Origin of the sequence: Williamsia muralis, from assembly GCF_051487485.1 — a bacterium.
Classification (GTDB): Bacteria; Actinomycetota; Actinomycetes; order Mycobacteriales; family Mycobacteriaceae; genus Williamsia; species Williamsia muralis_B.
In genome coordinates this window covers 145,072-165,053 of record NZ_JAHVCV010000001.1, presented here as the reverse complement: position 1 = coordinate 165,053, position 19,982 = coordinate 145,072, and the positions used below count along the sequence as shown (strand labels likewise).

General features: G+C 63.3%; 16 protein-coding genes and 1 pseudogene. 4 read left to right on the top strand and 13 right to left on the bottom strand.

The genetic code is table 11. The features are described from left to right. The first annotated feature begins 134 nt into the window (after window positions 1–134). Window positions 135–2,732 carry a replicative DNA helicase gene (gene dnaB / locus KXR83_RS00815; RefSeq protein ID WP_437423159.1) on the top strand — a complete coding sequence of 866 codons (2,598 nt, stop codon included), beginning with the start codon at window positions 135–137 and terminating at the stop codon, window positions 2,730–2,732. A gap of 262 nt (window positions 2,733–2,994) precedes the next feature. Here dnaB and KXR83_RS00810 read toward each other — a convergent pair whose 3' ends face one another. The 12 genes from KXR83_RS00810 to KXR83_RS00755 all read right to left on the bottom strand — a co-directional run bounded on the left by KXR83_RS00810 (window position 2,995) and on the right by KXR83_RS00755 (window position 15,843). Next, entirely contained in the window at window positions 2,995–3,525 is a 531-nt protein-coding gene (locus KXR83_RS00810; RefSeq protein WP_437423158.1) for a hypothetical protein, read from the bottom strand. A gap of 305 nt (window positions 3,526–3,830) precedes the next feature. Next, a complete protein-coding gene (locus tag KXR83_RS00805; RefSeq protein ID WP_437423157.1) occupies window positions 3,831–4,325 on the bottom strand; it encodes a flavin reductase family protein in 495 nt (164 codons plus the stop codon). Then, window positions 4,322–4,825, bottom strand: a complete 504-nt coding sequence (locus tag KXR83_RS00800; RefSeq protein ID WP_437423156.1) for an NADPH-dependent FMN reductase — start codon at window positions 4,823–4,825, stop codon at window positions 4,322–4,324. Before KXR83_RS00800 ends, KXR83_RS00805 begins: the two co-directional genes overlap by 4 nt. A 34-nt stretch (window positions 4,826–4,859) precedes the next feature. After that, window positions 4,860–5,891 (bottom strand): ABC transporter permease, encoded by a 1,032-nt coding sequence (locus KXR83_RS00795; RefSeq protein ID WP_437423155.1) that lies wholly within the window; start codon window positions 5,889–5,891, stop codon window positions 4,860–4,862. Next, window positions 5,891–7,423: a sugar ABC transporter ATP-binding protein gene (locus KXR83_RS00790; protein WP_437423154.1), complete on the bottom strand. Its 1,533-nt coding sequence runs from the start codon at window positions 7,421–7,423 to the stop codon at window positions 5,891–5,893. Before KXR83_RS00790 ends, KXR83_RS00795 begins: the two co-directional genes overlap by 1 nt. Beyond that, complete coding sequence (locus KXR83_RS00785; RefSeq protein WP_437423153.1) at window positions 7,410–8,582, bottom strand: sugar ABC transporter substrate-binding protein; 1,173 nt, start codon at window positions 8,580–8,582, stop codon at window positions 7,410–7,412. The genes KXR83_RS00790 and KXR83_RS00785 overlap by 14 nt, the downstream gene beginning before the upstream one ends. Window positions 8,583–8,737: 155 nt before the next feature. Beyond that, complete coding sequence (locus KXR83_RS00780; protein WP_437423152.1) at window positions 8,738–9,397, bottom strand: isochorismatase family protein; 660 nt, start codon at window positions 9,395–9,397, stop codon at window positions 8,738–8,740. After that, window positions 9,394–10,893 (bottom strand): MFS transporter, encoded by a 1,500-nt coding sequence (locus tag KXR83_RS00775; protein WP_437423151.1) that lies wholly within the window; start codon window positions 10,891–10,893, stop codon window positions 9,394–9,396. The genes KXR83_RS00780 and KXR83_RS00775 overlap by 4 nt, the downstream gene beginning before the upstream one ends. Next, on the bottom strand, window positions 10,890–12,539 hold the full coding sequence (locus tag KXR83_RS00770; RefSeq protein ID WP_437423150.1) for an amidase: 1,650 nt from the start codon (window positions 12,537–12,539) through the stop codon (window positions 10,890–10,892). The genes KXR83_RS00775 and KXR83_RS00770 overlap by 4 nt, the downstream gene beginning before the upstream one ends. Then, entirely contained in the window at window positions 12,536–13,537 is a 1,002-nt protein-coding gene (locus tag KXR83_RS00765) for a carbon-nitrogen hydrolase family protein (protein WP_437423149.1), read from the bottom strand. The genes KXR83_RS00770 and KXR83_RS00765 overlap by 4 nt, the downstream gene beginning before the upstream one ends. A 59-nt stretch (window positions 13,538–13,596) precedes the next feature. Then, window positions 13,597–14,682, bottom strand: a complete 1,086-nt coding sequence (gene rutA, locus KXR83_RS00760) for a pyrimidine utilization protein A (protein ID WP_437423148.1) — start codon at window positions 14,680–14,682, stop codon at window positions 13,597–13,599. A 132-nt stretch (window positions 14,683–14,814) separates the two neighbouring features. Further along, window positions 14,815–15,843: a LacI family DNA-binding transcriptional regulator gene (locus KXR83_RS00755; RefSeq protein WP_437423147.1), complete on the bottom strand. Its 1,029-nt coding sequence runs from the start codon at window positions 15,841–15,843 to the stop codon at window positions 14,815–14,817. A gap of 43 nt (window positions 15,844–15,886) precedes the next feature. Here KXR83_RS00755 and KXR83_RS00750 point away from each other — a divergent pair. After that, window positions 15,887–16,634: pseudogene (locus tag KXR83_RS00750) on the top strand (MFS transporter); the annotation flags it as partial. A 260-nt stretch (window positions 16,635–16,894) separates the two neighbouring features. On the opposite strand, the gene KXR83_RS00745 reads toward KXR83_RS00750, so the two are convergent. Further along, complete coding sequence (locus tag KXR83_RS00745; protein WP_437423146.1) at window positions 16,895–17,956, bottom strand: 2Fe-2S iron-sulfur cluster-binding protein; 1,062 nt, start codon at window positions 17,954–17,956, stop codon at window positions 16,895–16,897. Window positions 17,957–18,151: 195 nt separating this feature from the next. On the opposite strand from KXR83_RS00745, the gene KXR83_RS00740 reads away from it, so the two are divergent. Both KXR83_RS00740 and KXR83_RS00735 read left to right on the top strand, forming a co-directional pair. Further along, window positions 18,152–19,093, top strand: a complete 942-nt coding sequence (locus KXR83_RS00740) for an alpha/beta hydrolase (protein ID WP_437423145.1) — start codon at window positions 18,152–18,154, stop codon at window positions 19,091–19,093. A 16-nt stretch (window positions 19,094–19,109) separates the two neighbouring features. After that, window positions 19,110–19,982 (top strand): SDR family NAD(P)-dependent oxidoreductase, encoded by an 873-nt coding sequence (locus KXR83_RS00735; protein ID WP_437423144.1) that lies wholly within the window; start codon window positions 19,110–19,112, stop codon window positions 19,980–19,982.

The window sequence follows — 19,982 nt, the reverse complement described above, 5'->3', positions numbered from 1 at the left end:
CGTTTGGCCGGATCGGCCTGAGCCCTTAGTGTCTGGCGGGTGCGCATGCAGATCGGCGGCGATCTGAGGCGATTGGGTTGTCAGACCCTCTTGAAATAGTGGTCCAGACAACCTGAAGCGAAAGGGGTGGCACGTTGGCCGTAGTTGACGATCGTGGGCATACAACTCCGCGTGAACAGGTGCCCCCGAGCGAAGACTTCGGCCGCCAGCCCCCGCAGGACATGGCCGCCGAGCAATCTGTTCTGGGCGGCATGATGCTGTCCAAGGACGCCATCGCCGACGTGCTTGAGAAGCTCCGCCCGGGCGACTTCTATCGGCCCGCGCACCAGGCGGTCTACGACGCCATTCTCGACCTGTACGGCAAGGGGGAACCTGCCGATGCTGTGACCGTTGCCGGGCAGCTCGACCGCGCGGGCGAGCTTCGACGTATCGGAGGGGCGCCGTACCTCCATACGCTGATCTCGACGGTGCCGACCGCGGCCAATGCCGGCTTCTACGCGGAGATCGTCGCCGAGAAAGCGATTCTTCGTCGCCTGGTGGAAGCCGGCACCCGCATCGTCCAATACGGCTACGCCGGGGCCGACGGCCAGGATGTCGCCGAGGTCGTCGACCGCGCGCAGGCCGAGGTGTACGAGGTCACCGAGCGTCGTACCGCCGAAGACTATGTGGCGCTTGAAGAACTGCTTCAGCCAACAATGGACGAGATCGACTCCATCGCGTCGCGTGGTGGTCTATCCCTCGGTGTGCCAACGGGTTTCCACGATCTTGATGAAGTGACCAACGGTTTGCACCCGGGTCAGATGATCATTGTTGCGGCGAGGCCTGGTGTGGGTAAAGCGCTCGCACTGAGTACGCCTCTGCCGACGCCGTCGGGTTGGACAACGATGGGGCAAGTCAAGGTCGGTGACCACCTGATCGGCGCCGATGGCAAACCAACCCGAGTTGTTGCGGCGACCGAGGTGATGCAGGATCGGCCTTGCTACGAAGTCGAGTTCTCGGATGGGTCTGTGCTGATCGCTGATGAGCAGCACCAGTGGTTGACGGACACCCGTGCTTCGCGCCGCTCTCCCCGCTTTCCTGCGGAGGTACGCACCACGGGACAGATCTTCTCGACGCTTCGCACCAATACCGCGGACCAACGAGCGAACCACTCCGTTACGAACGCGCGGGCGGTTCAGCTTCCGAAACAGGATCTCCTGGTTCAGCCGTACACGTTGGGCGCTTGGCTTGGCGACGGGTCATCCGATGGTGCGGTCCTGACGTCAGCAGATCCCGAAATCCCGATGAGAATCGAAGGCGAGGGCTACGTCTGCCGGAGGAGTGCAAACGTCAAGCTCCGATACGGAATCAGCTTGCCTGGCGATGAACCGTTTGCGAAGAAGTCCTGTGTCGTGTGCGGCAAGGAGTTCTCTCCGGCGTTCGCCCACGTCCGTACATGTGGTCAGTCATGTGGCGGCAAGTCGCGGTTCATGTCTGCGGCAGTTGCTCCGAACCCGTGCAAGTGGTGTGGTCGAGAGTTCACCGGCAAGTACGCCTGCCAGGAATGCCTGTACTCGGTCGGTAGCGTTCAGGGTCGGTTGCGCATGCTCGGGGTGTTGGGCAACAAGCACATTCCGACTCAGTACCTGCGCGCATCTGAGGAGCAGCGGCGGGCATTGCTCGCTGGGCTTCTCGACACCGATGGCACTGTGACAGCGGGCGGCTCGGTTCAGTTCACTGGGACAAGCCCGACGCTGGTGGCCAATGTGCGCGAGCTCATCGTGAGTCTCGGGTACCGCTGCGGCACATCGACGAAGCGGGTCGATGGTCATACCGAAGCCTCATCGACCGCGTACTCGCTGACATTCGCGACCGACGATGAGGTCTTCGGTCTTGCTCGAAAGGCTTTGCTGCACAAAGAACGTCGCCGCGCCAAGAACTTGTCACGCTCGTCTTCTCGGTTCATCGTGGATGTGCGGCCCATCGACAGCGTTCCCGTGCGGTGCGTGCAGGTCGACAACAACGACCACATGTACCTCGCCGGTGAGGCCATGATCCCAACTCACAACTCGACACTCGCGATGGACTTCCTGCGGTCTTGCTCCATCAAGCACCAAATGACCAGTGCCATGTTCTCTTTGGAAATGAGCAAAACCGAGATCGTGATGCGGTTGCTCTCCGCCGAGGCGAAGATCAAACTCGGCGACATGCGCTCGGGCCGGATGAGCGATGATGACTGGACCCGATTGGCTCGTCGAATGGGTGAAATTTCCGAGGCGCCTTTGTTCATCGACGACTCGCCCAACCTCACGATGATGGAAATCCGTGCAAAGGCAAGGCGTTTGAAGCAGCGTCATGATCTCAAGCTCGTGGTCATCGACTACATGCAGCTGATGTCGTCCGGCAAGAAGGTCGAGTCGCGCCAGCAGGAAGTCTCCGAGTTCTCGCGAAGCATCAAGCTGCTCGCCAAGGAGCTCGAGGTTCCAGTGGTCGCCATCAGTCAGCTGAACCGTGGTCCCGAGCAACGTACCGACAAGCGCCCGCAGGTCTCCGACCTCCGTGAGTCCGGTTCGCTGGAGCAGGACGCCGACATGGTGATCCTGCTACATCGCCCCGACGCGTTCGAACGCGATGACCCCCGTGCCGGCGAAGCCGACATCATCTTGGGTAAGCACCGTAACGGCCCCACGTCGACGATTACCGTTGCGCACCAACTGCATTTGAGCCGGTTCGTGGATATGGCGCGCGGCTGACCGGTTGGTATCGTGGCAGTGCGCCTGGGCCAGCGATGCTGGGGTTCGAATGCTTGGGGCGAGTCCGCACTCAGTCCAAACTCATCTACGTTTCCTGTCCGAGAACGAACGGTTGTACGGCATCGCGTCGATTGGATTGCCCGCGTAGATGTCGGCCTCTTCGGGCGTGATCAACGCTCGTTGGGTGCCGCAAATCTCACCGAGTTCAGGTCGCAGAAGTATGGCCGCGTTGTCGGTTCAGATGACGCCATGGAATGCGGGGCTATCGGCCAGCGGGTGATGCAGTGCTTTTGTCGTCGACCTGGGTGCGTTGCGCAATGATCTTGTGTATGTAGCCAACTGATGCTGTGTCCATTGCGCTGCCGTGCTCAGTCAATAGTGGCATGACGACGTTGACGATCAGGTCAAGGGCGTCGTCGTCATCCGCACAAGCGGGAATGAGTCGGACGCCATCGGCCACGTGGGCTGCTTTAATATCGCAGATCAGGCCGGCGAGACCGCCTGGCGTGCCGATGTAGTTCAGGCGGCCGGTGAGTGTGTGGGCGACCGGTGCGGCTTGTGTGCGGGCGGTGTCGGCGTTGGTGGCGACGTGAAAACGTAGCTCGGCGAGAACGCACGGGCGTGGGAACCCTGGTTGGCGGTGATCGAGAAGCGCGCGGCGAGAGAGTTTTTGCGCATCCTGCAGGTCGGCAGGAGCGGTGATGATCGGGTTCGTCGGCATTGGGAGTGTGAGTCCTACGACTCCGAGTGCCTCATGGACGAAAGTGACGATGGGCGCGAGTTGACGGGCCATGTGCACTCCTTCGATGGTAGGGAATGTCTGCGTCGGGACAGATGGGTGGCTCGCTGGGCGTGTTCACGGCCAACGAATGAAATCAACAGGAGGACGGTGTCAGTGTTGTCCCGCAGGCGGCACAACGTTGGACGTCGGGATCCAGATTGGTCAAACGCCGTTGAGGTAATGCGCTGCGCTGGAGGTGCTCTCGGTACCGGAGAAGCGGTCGTTGCGACGCACCGTGTCCGCGGTCGAGGCGCGCCGTCGGGTGGCTATTGCGCATTGCTGTCACGGCCTCGTTGGCAGGTGACCTACACCTGACCCTATGACGCGAGCTTTCGGAACGCGCTGCGATGGAACACGATCGGTTCGACACCGACATCCGTGTTGCCGCTGTGGACGGCGTTTATCCGCATCACCACGATGGTGTGGTCTCCGGCGAGAATTTCTTGGTGCACCGTCACGTCCATCCAAATTCCGCACCCGGTGACGAACAGAGCCCCGCCGTCGTGGGTTTGGGTTTCGATACCGGCGAAGCGGTCGCCGTTCTTGGCAGCGAGGACCCGAGCGGCCGTGTCGTGATCGGCGCTGAGGACACTGACACCCAGGCGCGGTAGAGCAGCGAGCTTCGGCCAGGTGGTGGAGGTGTTCTGTACGCAGAATGACACCAGCGGCGGATTCAGGGACACAGGGACAAATGTGCTCGCTGCCATCCCGATCCGTTCAGTACCGGTGTCTGCACAGATGGCGATGACTCCGGCGGGAATGTGCGCGAAGGCGCGTCGTAGGGCGGTACCGTCCAGCGGTTCGATACTCATGCTGCGTCCGTTCGTCGAGTCGACCGCAGGGTAGGAGCCCAGCGTTTGGTGTACTCGTCGATCCGGGTGTCGGTGGTGTAGCTCGAATCGATCAGGTAAAGGCCGGGGGACGGACAGGTGGCACCGAGTTCGACGAGCACCGGTTTGAGTAGTAGATCGGGGGCCATCGCGTGGGCCGGCCCGGCGCCAAGCATCAGGGGCACCGCGGTGACGTCACGCAGCCCGTCACCGGTCGCGAACTGGTCGAGGAATAGTTTGAGGATGCCCGTATAGGTGGCTTTGAAGGTGGGACTCGCGATTACAACCAGGTCCGACGCGGACACAGTCTGCACCGCGGCCTTCACCTGGGCATCACCCCACCCGAGCAGGCCCGGTCCGAGGTCGACGACGTCGATGAGGTGGTCGGGTTCGGTGTTGGTGAGCGCCTTCGCCAGCTGACGTGCGGCGTCGAGGGTGCGTGAACCGGATTTCGGATTGCCTGCAACAACGGTGATTGTCATGGAATTACCTTTCTCGTGAGAAGACGTGAGTGGGTCATGTCGCCGACCGTGACGTGGTCCGGCGCCGAACGGCGCCCGATAGCGCCACGGCGACGATCAGAGCGCCTCCGTAGAACAGCTGTTGGACAAAACTCGCAGCACCGAGCATCTGCAGACCGACGACGCCGGCGACGAGGAAGTAGACCGCGATGAGCGTGCCGAAGGCATTGAAGCGGCCTGGGATGATTGCCGTGGCACCCAGGAACGCGGCTGCGAACGACGGCAGCATGAACGACTGCCCCGACGATGGGTCGGCCCCACCGAGCATGCCGGCGTAGACGACTCCGGCCAGCGAAGCGACCAGCGACGACATGACGAGTGAGCCGCCCCGGATGCGGTCGACGTGCAGTCCACTCAGACGAGCCACTTCAGCGCCACGGCCGACGAACAGCAGCCGTCGGCCCACCGGCGTGTAACCGAACACCAAAGCGATGACCACGACCAAAAACAGTGCGTAATAGAACTGCAGAGACACACCGAAGAGTCGGGTGCCGACGGTGGCGTCGACGAGGGCGGAGTCGATACCAGTGACGGATGTGGAGCTCGACATCCACTGCACCACAACGAGGACAACCGTTCCGCTGCCGAGGGTGGCGATGAAGGAGTCGATACGCAGTTGCACCACCAGGACTCCGTTTACCACGCCGACTATCAGGGCGGCGAGGATCGCCACCACGATGGCCGACGGTAATGACCAACCGTGCTGCACGTTGAGCACTGCAATGGTCATCGCGGACAACGACATTGTCGACACCGCGGACAGGTCGAACTCACCGGCGGTGAGGGGGATGATCAGGCCGAGCGCCAGGATGAGCAGCACTGCTTGCGATCCGAGAATGTTCTGCAGGTTGCTTGTGGTCGGATAGACCTGCGGCCGTAGCACACTGAATACGACGACCACGACGATGAGCGCGAGCACCAGCGCGTACTTTTCGAGGGCAGGCCCGCCGCTGACGCGACGGCGTCGCCGGGTTGGCTCAGTGGCGGGAATGTCGTTGGTGGACTTGGTATCAACGGTGAGGGACATCAGACGGACACTTCCTCTGGGGTCACGCCGAGAACGCTGTCGGATATATGGCGTTTGTCCAGCAGTTCGCCAGTCAGTTCAGTAGCGATCCGACCGCGTGACATCACGATCACGCGGTCACACAGCACGGACAGTTGTTCGTAGTCCGAACTCGCCACGACAATCCCCGCGCCGCTGCGGGCGGTGTCGCGGAGTATGTCGAAGATGCGAGCGCGCGCTCCGACGTCAACACCCTGGGTGGGTTCGGCGAGCAACACCAACTTGGGATCGGTCTGCAACCATTTACCGATCAGTGCCTTCTGCTGGTTGCCGCCCGACAACGACCCGTACACGGCACGAGGATCACGGGGTCGTACATCGCATTGCTCGGCGATTCGTCCGGCGATCGCATCAACCGCCTTCGGTCGCAGGATCCTGCCGAGCACCGGAAGGGTGACGTTCTCTGCGACGGTGAGTTCCGGTGCACTGCCGTCGATCTTGCGATTGGGCGGTACGTACACGATCGAGGCCGCGAGCGCGCCGATCGGAGTCACCGAGCTCAGTGCCAAGGTGCGCTCACCGATGGTCAGGATTCCTTCCCGGGCGGGGTCGGCGCCGTAGAGGGCGGGCAGGACATCGTCATAACCCGATCCTGCAATGCCGGTGATGCCAACGATCTCGCCCGGAAGGATGTCGACGTCGAGGCTGTCGATCGTGGCGGTACCCAATCCTCGCACCGCCGCCAGCGGTGGATCGTCCCGCGCCGCGGCGGGAGCCGGGGCGCGCCGTTCGGCTGCCGCAAGTGTGCGACCGACGATCAGATCGATCAGTGAAGACGAGGTCAGTTTGGCCGTGTGATGAGTGCCTTGGGACACGCCGTCTCGGAGCACGGTGACCCGGTCGGTGTGTGCGAGAACCTCGTCGAGATCATGTGAGACGAACAAGACGGCGGCCCTGCTGTCGGCAACGATCTCCCTGACCACCGAAAACAGCAGGTCTGTGCCCTCGCGAGGAAGGAAGACGGTCGGTTCGTCCAACACGAGCAGGGTGCGTCGGTCGCCGAGGTCATCGACGGCACGCAGGATCGCCAGCAGGGCGCGGTCGGTGGCACCCAGTGACGACACCGGCGCGGTCGGATCAATACGTAATCCGTATCTGGCAAACAACTCTCGCGCGACCTTCTTCTCGCGGCGCCAAGAGATCCACGGTCTTGACCCGGCGATGGTCGAACCGACACGTAGGTTCTCGACCACCGAGAGGTCCGGGACGAGCGCGAGATCTTGGTGCACAAAACTGATGCCGATATCGCGGAATCCCCCGGACGCGATCGGGAGCGCGACATCTCGCCCGCGAACCTGCAGGGCTGCACCGGGATCCGGTGCGTGAAATCCTGCGAGCACCTTGATGAGGGTGGATTTACCGGACCCGTTCTCCCCGAGCAGACCGTGAACCTCACCGGCGTGGACGGTGAGACCGACGTTCTTGAGGACCGTGTTCTCACCGAACGTCTTCGACAGGCCAACGATATTGACGATGGGGTCAGGACTGGGCACTGGTGCCCCACAGGGTCTCGTAACCGGTGACATAGGCGGTTCCGTAACCTTTGTCAGGTTGCGGCGGGGTGCCGGTTTCGCCGATGTTGTCTTTGGTGATCAGTTTGAGCGGTGTCTGTTCGGCGCCGTCGGCAACCGGAGGCAACCCGAGCAGAAGCCGGCCGGCCTGATCCATCGTTGCCCAGGCCAACCAAGGGATGGATTCGCCCACGTTCATGGTCACGATGCCGTCGTCCTGCTGAATCTTCAGCACCGCCGGGGTGCCGTTGACCGACGAGATCTGGACCTGGCCGGCTTTGCCCGCTGCTTTGATACCAGCCTGGGCGTAGAGCGACATCGAATCGTAGATGGGAAGAACGAAATCGATCGACGGGTCCGCCGACAGTGCGGTCTGGATCTCCGGCTGAATCTTGGTGGCCCATTCGGCGACCGGGACGTTGACGACCTTGTAATCGCAGTTTGGACAGTATTTGTCGATCTCATCCTTCATCGCTGCCACCTCCGCCTTGGCGGGCGGGACTTCATCGGAGGTGATGATGAGGGCATTGCCCTCGCCGCCGGTCTGATCGATCATCCAGTCGACGGTGAGCCGGTTGGCCTCGGCGAGGGGCGCATCGGTGTAGGCGTCGATGAGCCCTTCGAGACCGGCGGGGATGGTCTCACCCCGAAGGATCGTGTGTGTCAACAAAACCGGTATGCCTGCCGCGTCGGCCTTCTGCAGAGCAGGTTTGATGAGTGAACCGTCAATGCCCTGAGAGAGGACGATGAGGTCCACCTTCTGGTTCACAGCCTGTTCGACCCCGGTGCTCCACTGGGCCGGTTTGCCCTGATTGACGTATTCGATCCAGGTGGCTCCATACCTTTCGGCCACCTTCTTGGACTCCTCGTCCACCGCGACGTTGTAAGGGTTTTCGCTGTTGGTGGGAATCGCGAAAATCTTCTTGCCTGCGATGTCCTTCATCGGAAACGGGTCGGCCTGCAGCGTGAAACTGGGATCGCCGGTGAACTTCGCGAGCTGGGATTGGGCATAGGCGATGCCGGCAGACGCGTCGCCACCGGCGCCCCCGTTGGATCCGGAACTGCTACACGCCGAGAAGCCGAACACGGCGGCGAGACCGATCGCGGCGATCGAGACGCCACGAGATGACGATGGTGCCATGAAAACTCCTGATGAGTAAGGGAAGTCGATCAAAATTGAGTGCGACGGGGGCGGCGTTGCCGAGTCGGAGATGCAATCATGACTTCGAATGCATTGACCCGAATCTATCGGATCACGTATTTCAACAGGCAACCGTTTTGGTTCGGTCGTGTTAACTAAACGGCAGCGACGCTGCTCATGTACTCCTGGGCGCGAGACAGCGGCCAGACCTCAGCCATCTTTTGCTGCATGTCGAAGAGGTTGGACGCGTTGATATCCGGATCACGGTCCCCGACAGCATCTTCCACGACGATAGGGATGAATCCGTGCTGCATGGTGTCGAGGGTGGTCGCCCGGACGCAACCGCTGGTGGACAGTCCGGCGATGAGGACGGTGTCCACAGCGAGCGAGGTCAGGTACGAGCTCAGCGATGTGCCGAAGTAGGCACTCGCGTACTGTTTCGTCACCAATAGTTCGCCCTTGCCTGGCGTGAGCCCGTCGATCAGTTCACCGAACGGACTTCCCTCACAGAACGCCACGAGTGTGCCCGACTTCCGGAAGAACACCCCAGCGTCCGCACCGTCGGCGCGTAGCCGCACCTCGGTGAACACAATCGGAATACCGGCTGCGCGGGCCGAACCCACAAGGGTTTTCATGGCTTCGACGTTTTCTTCCACTCCCGCGTACAGAGGACAGTCGGGATCGACATAGGCTCGGGCGGGATCGACGACGAGCAGGGCGGGGCGTGTACCTGGTTCGAGCTCCTGTCCGAATCCCGCGCGTGCATAGTCGGCGGCCTGGGCGGTTCGACTGGTAGGGGGTGGGGAAGAGATCATGCGGATTCCTTTATCGTCGTGACGGATTCGGGCGGTGTCCCCCGCGATGGGGCGAGAACCTGCCGCCGTGGAAAGGCAAGACAGACGACCACCCCGACAACGGCGATCAACGTCAGCACCACTCCAGCGACACGGAGATCGTCGACATAGTCGACGAGTTCGTTATGCGACGCGGCTGCCCCGATGCCGGTCGGCACTATCGCCAGCACGAGGGCCGTGCTCAGCAGGTTTCCGACGTTCTGCATCGTCGATCTCATCCCGTTGGCGATTCCGCGGCGCTCGACCGGGACGGTCAACATCAACGCACTGGTGCTAGGGGTCATGAACATTCCGATGCCGCATCCGACGACAAACAGGAATGCCGAGCTGACTAGCAGGTGGACGCCGTTCACGGACAGCGTCAGTGTCATGCCCAATAAGCCGACGACGTTGAGCGCCATGCCGATTGCGGTGAGTGTGCGCGGCGCTGTGCGAGTGACCAGTGCGCCGGCGACCACCGCCGCGACGATGGTGCCCACCGCGACCGGAGTGACCAAAAGGCCCGCGACGAACGGCGACGTGCCGTCGACTGCCTGCTCGAACAGCGAGATGATCAGTGGTACTGCATAGGTGGCGGCACCGGTCAGCATGCAGGCGACGAGAACCAGTGCTATCCCGCGGGTGCGGAAGAGCTGCGCATCGATCAGTGGGTGAGCTCGACGGACCTGTACCAACACGAAGACGAACGCCGTCGCGATGGCCACGCCACCGCAGAGCCACGGCAGCCAGGATGACGTGGTCAGCCCAGGGGTAAGTGCGAGGACGACGACGGTGAGGAGAACGGTCGACAGCATTGCTCCGGTCAGATCGAAGGGCTCGCGGTCGGCGGTACTGGTCGACGTCCGGGGAATGACTGCAAACGATGCCGCCGTGGCGATCAGGCCAATCACCAACACCACTACGAACAAACCGCGCCACCCGATGAGAGCGGTCGCTGCACCGCCGATCACGGGTCCGATCACCTGGGCCACAGCGGCGACGGTTGCATTCCAGCCCAGGGCGCGACCGAGCACGTGCCGGGGGAAAGTGTCGGTGAGCAACGCCGTGTTGTTGGTGACTACCGAGGCCGCCCCGACACCCTGCAGAACTCGTGCGGCGATCAACCATCCGGGCGACGGCGAGACGATGCAAAGGCCGCTGGCAACGGTGAACACCACTAGGCCGGCCAGGTACAGGGGACGACGACCGACGATGTCCGCGAGTCTGCCGAAGACCAGGATCAGTGCCGTTGTCACCACCATGTAGCCCACCAGGATCCATGTCGACTGGGCCGGCGACGCATCGAGTTCGGCCGCCAGGGTCGGCAGGGCGACGGTCAGTCCGCTCATGCTGACAAAGACTGCTATCACGCCGATACTGGTAACGGCGAAGACCCGCCACGGGTGCGGCTGGCGTGGGGCGACAACGCGATCGTTCGTTCCACGGGCCCGAGGTCGGCTACCCACGAGGCCGGTCATCCATGCGCACGGCGATGGTGGTGGCCGGTGACGTGCTGAAGTGCCCGGGCGAGGCCGATGACCATCGCATCCGACCACGGGCGACCGACGATCTGAACCCCCACGGGCATGCCGTCGACAAACCCTGCCGGGGTCATCACGGCCGGGAGTCCGAGATGGTCGAACAGCGCAGTGTTGCGGCCGACAACAGACTGCATGGGGTGCCGAACCCCGTTGACCTCGAGTGTGACGTCGGACAACCGTGGGGCGGTGGCGCCGACGCCAGGGGTCACGAGAATGTCGACTTCGGCGTCGTCGAACGCACGCAGTGTTGCGCGTAGGGCGCCCGCCCGACGTCGCAGAGCGCGGAGGTAGTCCACTGCCGACGGCACGGTGCCGCGAGCGATACGAATCTGGGTTCCGATGTCGAAGCGGTCGAAATGACCCATCGCGCCCTCCTGATTAGAGGCCAGTTCGGTGGTCAGCAGAATAGTGAAATCGTCGTGGAGCAGGGAAGCGTCAGGGATCTCGACCGGCACGGTCTGTGCCCCGTGTCGCCGTAGAACGCCCAGCGACTCTTGCCACGCCGCGATGACCGCGTCATCGCACATGTCGGTGAACCAGGCGGTAGGGATGCCGATACGGAGTCCATCGAGTCGAACGGCGCCCGACCCGTTTGCGCCGAGCCGGTCACGTACCTCCTCGGCGCGCACCGATGGCGCTGCCCCGGAATCGGCGGCGTCAGGGCCGAGTAGTACCCCGAAGACGGCGCTCAGGTCGGCGGCTGATCGAGCCATCGGCCCGACGTGGTCGAGGGTCCACGACAACGAAGCCACTCCCGTACGCGGGATCAAACCATAGGTGGGTTTGATTCCGGTGAGGTTGCAGAGCGCGCTGGGGACCCTAATAGATCCGCCGGTGTCGGTACCGAGCGCCAGGGGTATCAACTCCGAGGCCAGTGCACCCGCCGATCCCGTAGATGACCCTCCCGTCCAGCACTGTGGGTCCCACGGGTTGGTGGCCACTCCATAGCGCGCGTTGTGCGGTGCGCCGCAGGCGAACTCGGTGGTCGCGGTGATGATCGCAGGGATGGCGCCTGCCGCGCGCAACCGGGCGATGACAGTGGCGTCACGGGCAGGCACGCGGCCGCCCGTCAGATGCGATCCAGCGGTGACCGGTGTACCTGAGACGTCGATGATGTCCTTGACGCCGAAGAAGATGCCTTCGAGGGGCCGCGGTGTGCCGTTGTCCCACCGGCGGTCGGCCTCGGCCGCCGCCGCGGACGCGGTCTCCACCACGGCGAGAATCGAACCGCCGGCCAGCTCAGGGTCGGACCATCGCGTCCGCAGCGCTGTGAGCACATCGGTCGGGGTCGTGATTCCCGATCGGTAGGCGGCGAGCAGGTCCAGTACGCCGAGTCCGTGTAATGCATGGTCGGTGTCCGGCACATAGTCGGGGGCCGAAAAGTGTTGATGTGGAACCGATGTTGATGTCAACTCCAGAGCAAAGTCGGCCGGCTCGGTGCCGAGGGTGTTGGGTGAGGCCGGTAGGGGCAATGATCGCGAGGAAGCGATGGGCTCGCTCATGTCGATACCGGCCTGGGGGAGCAGGTCACCGAGGGTGTGTGCGGCGGGTGCGGTGAGGTCGGGATAGTCGGTGCTCGTCACCCGGCGGCCTCCACCGCGGTCGGCGCAGCCGCGACTGTGGCCGACCGGGACAGGGCGGACGGCCGAGATAGAGGGGCCGGCCGCACCGTGCCGTCAGCGAGTCGTGCAAGTAGTTCGAGCACGTCGGGACGGCGGTCACGACGAAGTGGGAATGCTGCGCGCACCGACGCGACTAGGTCGAGGTCAAGTGAAAAGCGAAGGGTGGCACCGTTTTGGTGCGCCGGTGCCTGGGCGACAATCGTCCCGTCCGGTGCGATAAGGCAGGACAGTCCGAAGTAGTCGACGGTCACGTCGTTGAGCGTCTCGGGGCCGGCGCGGTTCGCTGCGATGATCCACATCTGCGACTCGAGGGCACGAGTCTGCAGTTCGGCGAGAAACAGGTTCTCCCGGGTGCCGAGTGATGAGACGATCGCCAGCATGACCTCGGCGCCGAGACCGCGTGCCACGCCCCAGTTCTCGGGGAACGTGCGGTCGTAGCAGATCACGCAACCAAATCGGGTTCCGAGGAGATCGGCGGTGGCCGGAGAAGCACCGGGGGCGAAGTGGTATTTCTCGTCGATGTCTATGCCGCTGACCTTGTTCGCGGGCAACGACAACTTTCGGTACGCCGGGACGTGCCCGCCGTTTGGGGTGTCCCACCAAACGATCTCGCCGGTCGGGTCGATGAGAACCACGGAGTTGTGCGTGATGTCATCGACGGTGCGCTCGTAGGTGCCGAAGGCGATTGCGCAGCCGAGTTCGGCCGCGATCTCGCCAAGCACCTCGGTTGCCGGGCCAGGCAGGGTCTGAGCCCAGGCGGTGCGGTCGACGTCGTGGCTGGTGCAGAAGTACGGCGTGGTGATCAATTCGGGCAATACCACCAGATCTGGTGTCGCGCCGTGTTTATCGGGCGCCCCGGCCTCGCGTACGCGAGCGCCGAGCCTGGTCAAGTTGGCCGGGATGTCTTCGGTGAGTTCACCGATTTGAACGATCGCAACGTCGAGTGTGCGCGAGTACAAGGAGGGCTCCGTCGGGCTGGTGGTGGGTGGACGGGCGAATCGCCCACCCACCATCGGATTCAGGCTGCAGCGGTGGTGATGGATTCACGGCTCTTCATGAGCGGCTGAATGCGGGTTCCGAAGTTCTCGATCCCCTCGACGAAGTCGTCGAACGTGAGCATGATGCCCTTGATCCCCTGAAGTTCGGCGACCTCGTCGAGCATCTTTGCGATCGACTCGTAGGACCCGACGAGCGTTCCCATGTTGAAGTTCACCGCGCCCTCGGGAAGTGAGATGGTCTTGGCGGTCGAGGAGTCGTCGGCGGATGCGTCGGTCGCCGACTGATCGGCCATGTACCCGAGTGCGGCAAGGTCGGCGTTGTCGTGGTAGTCCTTCCACTTCGCCTGTGCCGCTTCATCGGTCTCGTCGGCGATGATCATGAACAGAGCCATGGCGCCCACATCGCGACCGGTGGTCGCGGCGGCCTCGACAAGAGTGGAGGTGGCTTCGGACATGGCGGTCGGAGTATTTATCCCGGTGCCCATGATGAAGTTGAAGTCGGCCATCTCGGAAGCGAACTTCATGCCGGTCTTGGACTGACCGGCGGCCACGATGGGAACCGCACCCCCGGTGGGTCGCGGCGACAGCACGCAGTTGTCCATCGTGTAGTGCTTGCCCTTGAAGTCGGACACGCCGTCGGCCCACAACTCGCGCATGATCTGCACGTACTCGGTGGCCTGTTCGTAGCGGTAACCGAAGTATTCCTCGCCCGGCCACATTCCCATCTGGGTGTACTCGTTCGGTGCCCATCCCGTGACGATGTTGACCCCGAACCGGCCGGGTGCGATCGAGTCGATCGTCGATGCCATGCGGGCGACCATGGCCGGCGGAAGGGTGAGGATCGGAGTCGAGGCGAAAAGTTTAATTCTGTCTGTGGCCGCGGCGAGTCCAGCCATGAGGGTGAACGACTCGAGGTTGTGATCCCAGAACTCGGTTTCGCCGCCGAACCCCTTCAGCTTGATCATCGAGAGGGCGAAATCGAGTCCGTGGTGTTCGGCCTTTTGCACGATGGTCTTGTTGAGCTCGAACGATGGCATGTACTGCGGTGCGCTCTTGGAGATGAGCCAACCGTTGTTGCCGATGGGGATGAAGACGCCGATATCCATGTCACTCCTGAAAATGCTGTGGGGATGGGTGTTCACAAGCTGGTTGGCGCGCCGTCGAGTCAGCCATGACTTCGAATGTATGCAGGGCTTTTTGCGGTCCCGTGGCTGCAAGGTAACGAAGGTGTTGCTTGGTCAGTGATCCCGGGCACAGGGCCCGGCGCTGCCCCGGCGAACCCACTCGACACCGAACTCGCGATGGACCGGAGTGCCCGCGGCGCCGTTGATACGAGCCAGTAGCAGTTCGGCCGCGGCAAGTGCCATGTCTTCGAGAGGCTGGCGGACCGTGGTGAGATCGAGGATTGACCACCCCGAGATGTCGAGGTCGTTGTAGCCCACGACCGACACGTCGTCAGGGACGCGGAGGCCGAGACGCTTGGTCGCGTCGAGGGTGCCGAACGCGACGTAGTCGGTGACGCAGAAGATCGCGGTCGGCCGGTCGGCGCGGCCGCATAATTGCAGTCCGCCGGTGAGTCCAGTCGTCGCATCGACGGCGCCCCGATGAACCAGACTCTCGTCGAGAGGAAAGCCATGCTGCGCCAGACCATCTCGGAACCCAGACTCGCGGAGCTTGACGCTTGCGTTCGCCACCGGTCCCGAGATCAGGCCGATCCGACGATGCCCCAGCTCGATGAGATGGTCGGCGACAAGTCGTCCGCCGCCGACGTTGTCCGAGGTGACACGATCCACCCGGCCTGCCTGGGCGCCATCGACGTCGCGACTGAGAATCACCAGCGGGATCTTCGAGTCGATCATCTCCGACACGATAGGAGAGTCGAGCCGCGCAGAGACGAACACGACGCCGTCCACGAGACCTCCGCGTAGCGCCAAGATGTCCTTCTCGAGCGTCCCCTCGGTGCGGTCACTCATCAGTAGTACGCGGTAGTCGTCGCGGGCGAAGCGGTCCTGCAGTGTATTCACCAGCGTGGGGTAGGACGGATTACGCAGGTCCCCGCTCACCACGGCAATCGACATCGAGCGGCGCGTGATGAGACTGCGGGCCGTCACATGCGGGACGTAACCCATGTCCTTGGCGAGCGCCTGGATCTCGTCCCGGGTCTGCTGAATTACACGCGGATCGCCGCGAAGCGCCCGCGAGACCGTCGACTGCGACACCCCCGCACGCCGTGCGACGTCGTAGCTCGTGACCGGCTTGTTCCGCACAGTCCGATTGTATGGACAAGCAAGCGCGGACCCTTGGTCGAGACCGCGCGTGTGCAGGGCCGCAACCTCCAGCTGCGATCCAGTGGGGGTGGTCACTGTCGCATACTCGTTGACCTTCGGAGGCCTACTGCTGACCGCCGGGTCGGTCGCCGACAGATTCGGCCGCCGACGGGTTCTGCTGATCGGGCTCGCGTTTTCGGCACGTTGAGCCTGCTGGGTCCTGGCCGTGACCACGACGGGCGAACTCCTTGCACTACGTGCGGCCCCTGGTCTTGCTGCCGCCGCCATGGCCCCGATCACGAACTCGCTGGTCTTCCGACTCCCTGACGACAAGACGCTGCGCATGCGCGCCATGACCGATCGCTTGCCTCATCGGCGCCTGCCGTCTCGCTGGATCCCTGGCCGGTCTGTCGTGGGGCGTCGAACACGGATATCTCGCCATCGCCGTCTGCATGGTTGTGATGACGATCGGGCTGCGCACCGTCATGACGATCTGCGCAGTCGCGCTTGTCGAGGCGATGCCTGCCAATCGCACCTCGATAGGCACAGCTCTCAACGACACCGCGCAAGAGGTCGGCACCAGTGTCGGTACCGCACTGGTCGGAACTCTCATCGCAGTCCTGGGCACCACCCAACTGCCCGTCGGCACCTGGAGCAGCAGCCTCGTGCACTCGTTCTTCGACGGCGAGCAAATCACCTATGGAGTCCTAGCTGTCGTCGTCGGGCTGATAGCCGCGGGCGGCGCGCTCATGCTCACCAACTCACGCACCACCGACGACGCCGATCGGTAACATCAGCACTGATCCTCGGTCACTGCGAAAGCCCTTGAGAGCAGGCCGAGTTCACACTGCAATCGCGAGAGCATGTGTCCGAATTGCTTAGAGAAAGCAGTGTCCGCAATCTCCTGATTTATCAGACCGCAATTTCCGCTTGAATTGGGTATAGCTTCACCGCGCGGTGAAGAGGGAATCGGCGACGTCTTTTCGTAGGAGTCACACGCCATGCGACGCTGAAGTACCCCGAGAACTAGATCCGACGAGTGTCGAACTGGCTACTCGATGACGATGTCGAGGCTGTCGGAAACAGGCACGGACTGACATGCAAGCCGCACGCCTTTGCCTATTTCGTAGTCGTCGAGCGTGTCGTTGACACGCATCTCGACTTCGCCGGCTTTGAGGGTGAAAGCGCATGCGCCGCAGTTCCCTTCGCGGCAGACGAACGGCGCGTCGATACCGTTGTCGAGCATCGCGTCGAGGAGAACGGTGTCGGGCGGGCAGCGGAAGGTGTAGTCCTCCCCTTCGACCTCTGCGGTGACAAGCGTACCCACGTCCGTTGCGGACGGAGAATCGGCGACCGAGGTATGAAACGGGTTGGCCTGGATGGAGGTGAAGACCTCTCGATGAATGGCATCGGGGGAGAGCCCCGCGGCGACGAGGGCGTCATGCGCGAGGTCCATGAATACTGCAGGGCCGCACAGGTATGCATCCGAATCGGGCGATGGCGTCACCAGGTTGCGCAGCCCGGTGACGGTCGGCAAACCGTGGTCGGACTCGAACCAGTGGATCACCTCGAGGCGCGTTGGATATCGCTGGAGTAGGTCGGCCAGGGTGCTCGCGAACATCACCGATTCGGTCGACCTGTTCGCGTAGACCAGCACGACCCGCTCCTGGTGGACTTCCAGCGCGGTTTTGAGGATGGACAGCACCGGGGTGATGCCACTGCCGGCCGCGACAAGAACGAGTGGCTTGTCCCACCGTGACGGCACAAAAGAGCCCGCAGGCCTCAGCGCCGACAGGGTCATTCCGACGGTGGCGTTGTCGCAGAGCCAATTGGACGCGTAACCGCCCAGGGTGCGTTTGACCGAGATTGCCGGCCGATCGTCGCAGTCTGGGCTGCTCGACAGCGAGTAACAACGTGCCACGGACCGGTCTTCTTCATGCGGGATCTCGAGGGTGACGAATTGTCCGGGCCGGTAGTCGAACGGCGCCAGACGGTCGGTCTCGGGAGTGGAAAAGACGAGGGTGACGGCGTCGGATGTTTCCTCGATGACGTGCTCGACCTGCAGCCGAAGGGTCCGTGCACTGGTGGCCGCGCCGGCCGAATCGATCGTCAAGAGTCATCCTTTCGTGCACTGTCTGCACTCGGCCGACACTGGCAGGCCTGCTCCGGTGGGATGAAGTGCGTTGATATGTGTGAACAAACCGTACCATTGACAAATGGCACAGTTTCCGATGATGCTGTCGTTATGACAATGAGAGGCGCGGTCGTGCCACTGCGGGGATCCCTGCGGTCCCGGTGTGCTGCGCGGGTGACGGCAGCGACGCTGCGTCCGGTCGCGTCGCGGCTTCCGTACGACAAGGGTGGCGTGCAGGTCGCGCGTGTTCTCGTCGAGGTCGCAATGCGTTTGTGCGGCAGCCGCTTGCGCGGAACCAGGGTCACGGCGGTCAGCGACGACGGTGTCGTCGGTGAGTGGGTAGACGCCACGAAACCGGGGTTCCCGGACCAGAATGTCGCGGGCGGGGCCGCCGGGGTGGTGCTGTATCTGCACGGCAGCGCCTATGCGATCTGTTCGGCGCGCACGCACCGTGGCCTGGCATCGCGGCTTTCCCGTGAAGCGGGTCTGCCGGTGTTCGTGGTGGAGTATCGACTCGCACCCGAGCATCCGTTCCCGTCTGCCGCCGACGACATCGAGCGGGCGTATCGATGGCTGCTCGAGCGTGGCTATGACCCCGGCAACATCGTCGTCGCGGGAGACTCCGCGGGCGGGCACCTCGCGCTGGACCTGGTCATCGACAATGCCCGCCGCTCAATACCTCAGCCTGCTGCGGTGGTGCTGTTTTCCCCCTTGATCGACCTGACGTTCGATTTGGCCGAGGGCCGCGAGCGCGTGCGGCGCGATCCGATGATCTCCGCTGCCGGCGCGCGGGCCCTCACCACGCTCTACACAACCGGGCAGGAACCGGATATCCCGCGCCTGCGACTGGCGGTGGAGGCCGGAACGGTGCTGCCGCCCTTCCTGGTTCAGGCGGGCGGCGCCGAGATGCTGGTCGCCGACGCCGAATACCTGCGTGACCTCGTCGAAGCCAACGCGGGTACATGCACGCTCGAGATCTGGCCCGACCAGATGCACGTCTTCCAAGCGCTTGATCGCGTGTCTCCGGAAGCGGCGCCCGCGTTGCGGCGGGCAGCACAGTTCCTCCGCTCCGAACTCGGTCTCACCGCAGCCCCTTTCGGCCACTCAGCCCTCTAACAGAAATCGAGAAGTCATGTTCGGATTCCGATCGACCCCGCCACCGTCATACGGCGCCGATGCCGTGGTGACCGGCGCGGGAAGCGGTATCGGCCGCGCCTTTGCCATCGAGCTCGCCCGGCGCGGAGGCCGCGTTGTGTGCGCCGACATCTCACTCGAACGGGCGGAGGAAACCGTTCGGCTTCTTGCAGGCCGTGGCTACGCAGTGCAGTGCGACGTCGCCGATCGCTCGCAGGTGGAAGATCTCGCCTTGTTCGCCGAACTCGAATTCGGTGGTGTCCCAACGGTGGTGATCAACAACGCCGGCGTCGGCATCGGCGGGCAACCGGTGGGCAGCATCGGTTTCGACAACTGGAACTGGGCCTTGGGCATCAATCTGTGGGGCGTCATCCACGGGTGTGAAACGTTCGTTCCACAGCTGCTCGCAGCCGGGCGCGGGGGCGTCATCAACGTTGCCTCTGCCGCGGGGTTCGCCGCCGCGCCGACCATGGCCCCCTATAGCGTCGGCAAGGCCGGTGTCATGTCACTCTCGGAAACCTTGGCGGCGGAGTTGTCGGGAACCGGTGTGCGCGTGAGCGTACTGTGCCCGACGTTCGTCAAGACCAACGTCGCCGTGGACGGCCGTATCACCGCGAAGTCGTCCCAACTCGCGCAGAACCTGATGCGGTGGACCGGCTTCTCGCCCGAGCGCGTCGCCGTCGGCACGCTGGATGCCTTCGACAAAGGCCGCCTCTACGTCGTTCCGCAGCTTGATGCCAAAGCAATCTGGCTGGCCAAGCGACTCACCCCAGCTCTCTATGCCCGCGGTGCCGGGCTGCTCAATCGACTGATGCCGGACGAGCCCGCGCCGCACAGCCAGCTCCAATCCGCTTCAACGACAGGAAAGTGA

Bases quoted from the DNA above. Each gene is read 5' to 3' on its own strand.
- KXR83_RS00810 (WP_437423158.1), bottom strand. From the start codon at position 3,525: ATGGCCCGTCAACTCGCGCCCATCGTCACTTTCGTCCATGAGGCACTC.
- KXR83_RS00805 (WP_437423157.1), bottom strand. From the start codon at position 4,325: ATGAGTATCGAACCGCTGGACGGTACCGCCCTACGACGCGCCTTCGCG.
- KXR83_RS00800 (WP_437423156.1), bottom strand. From the start codon at position 4,825: ATGACAATCACCGTTGTTGCAGGCAATCCGAAATCCGGTTCACGCACC.
- KXR83_RS00795 (WP_437423155.1), bottom strand. From the start codon at position 5,891: ATGTCCCTCACCGTTGATACCAAGTCCACCAACGACATTCCCGCCACT.
- KXR83_RS00785 (WP_437423153.1), bottom strand. From the start codon at position 8,582: ATGGCACCATCGTCATCTCGTGGCGTCTCGATCGCCGCGATCGGTCTC.
- KXR83_RS00780 (WP_437423152.1), bottom strand. From the start codon at position 9,397: ATGATCTCTTCCCCACCCCCTACCAGTCGAACCGCCCAGGCCGCCGAC.
- KXR83_RS00775 (WP_437423151.1), bottom strand. From the start codon at position 10,893: ATGACCGGCCTCGTGGGTAGCCGACCTCGGGCCCGTGGAACGAACGAT.
- rutA (WP_437423148.1), bottom strand. From the start codon at position 14,682: ATGGATATCGGCGTCTTCATCCCCATCGGCAACAACGGTTGGCTCATC.
- KXR83_RS00735 (WP_437423144.1), top strand. From the start codon at position 19,110: ATGTTCGGATTCCGATCGACCCCGCCACCGTCATACGGCGCCGATGCC.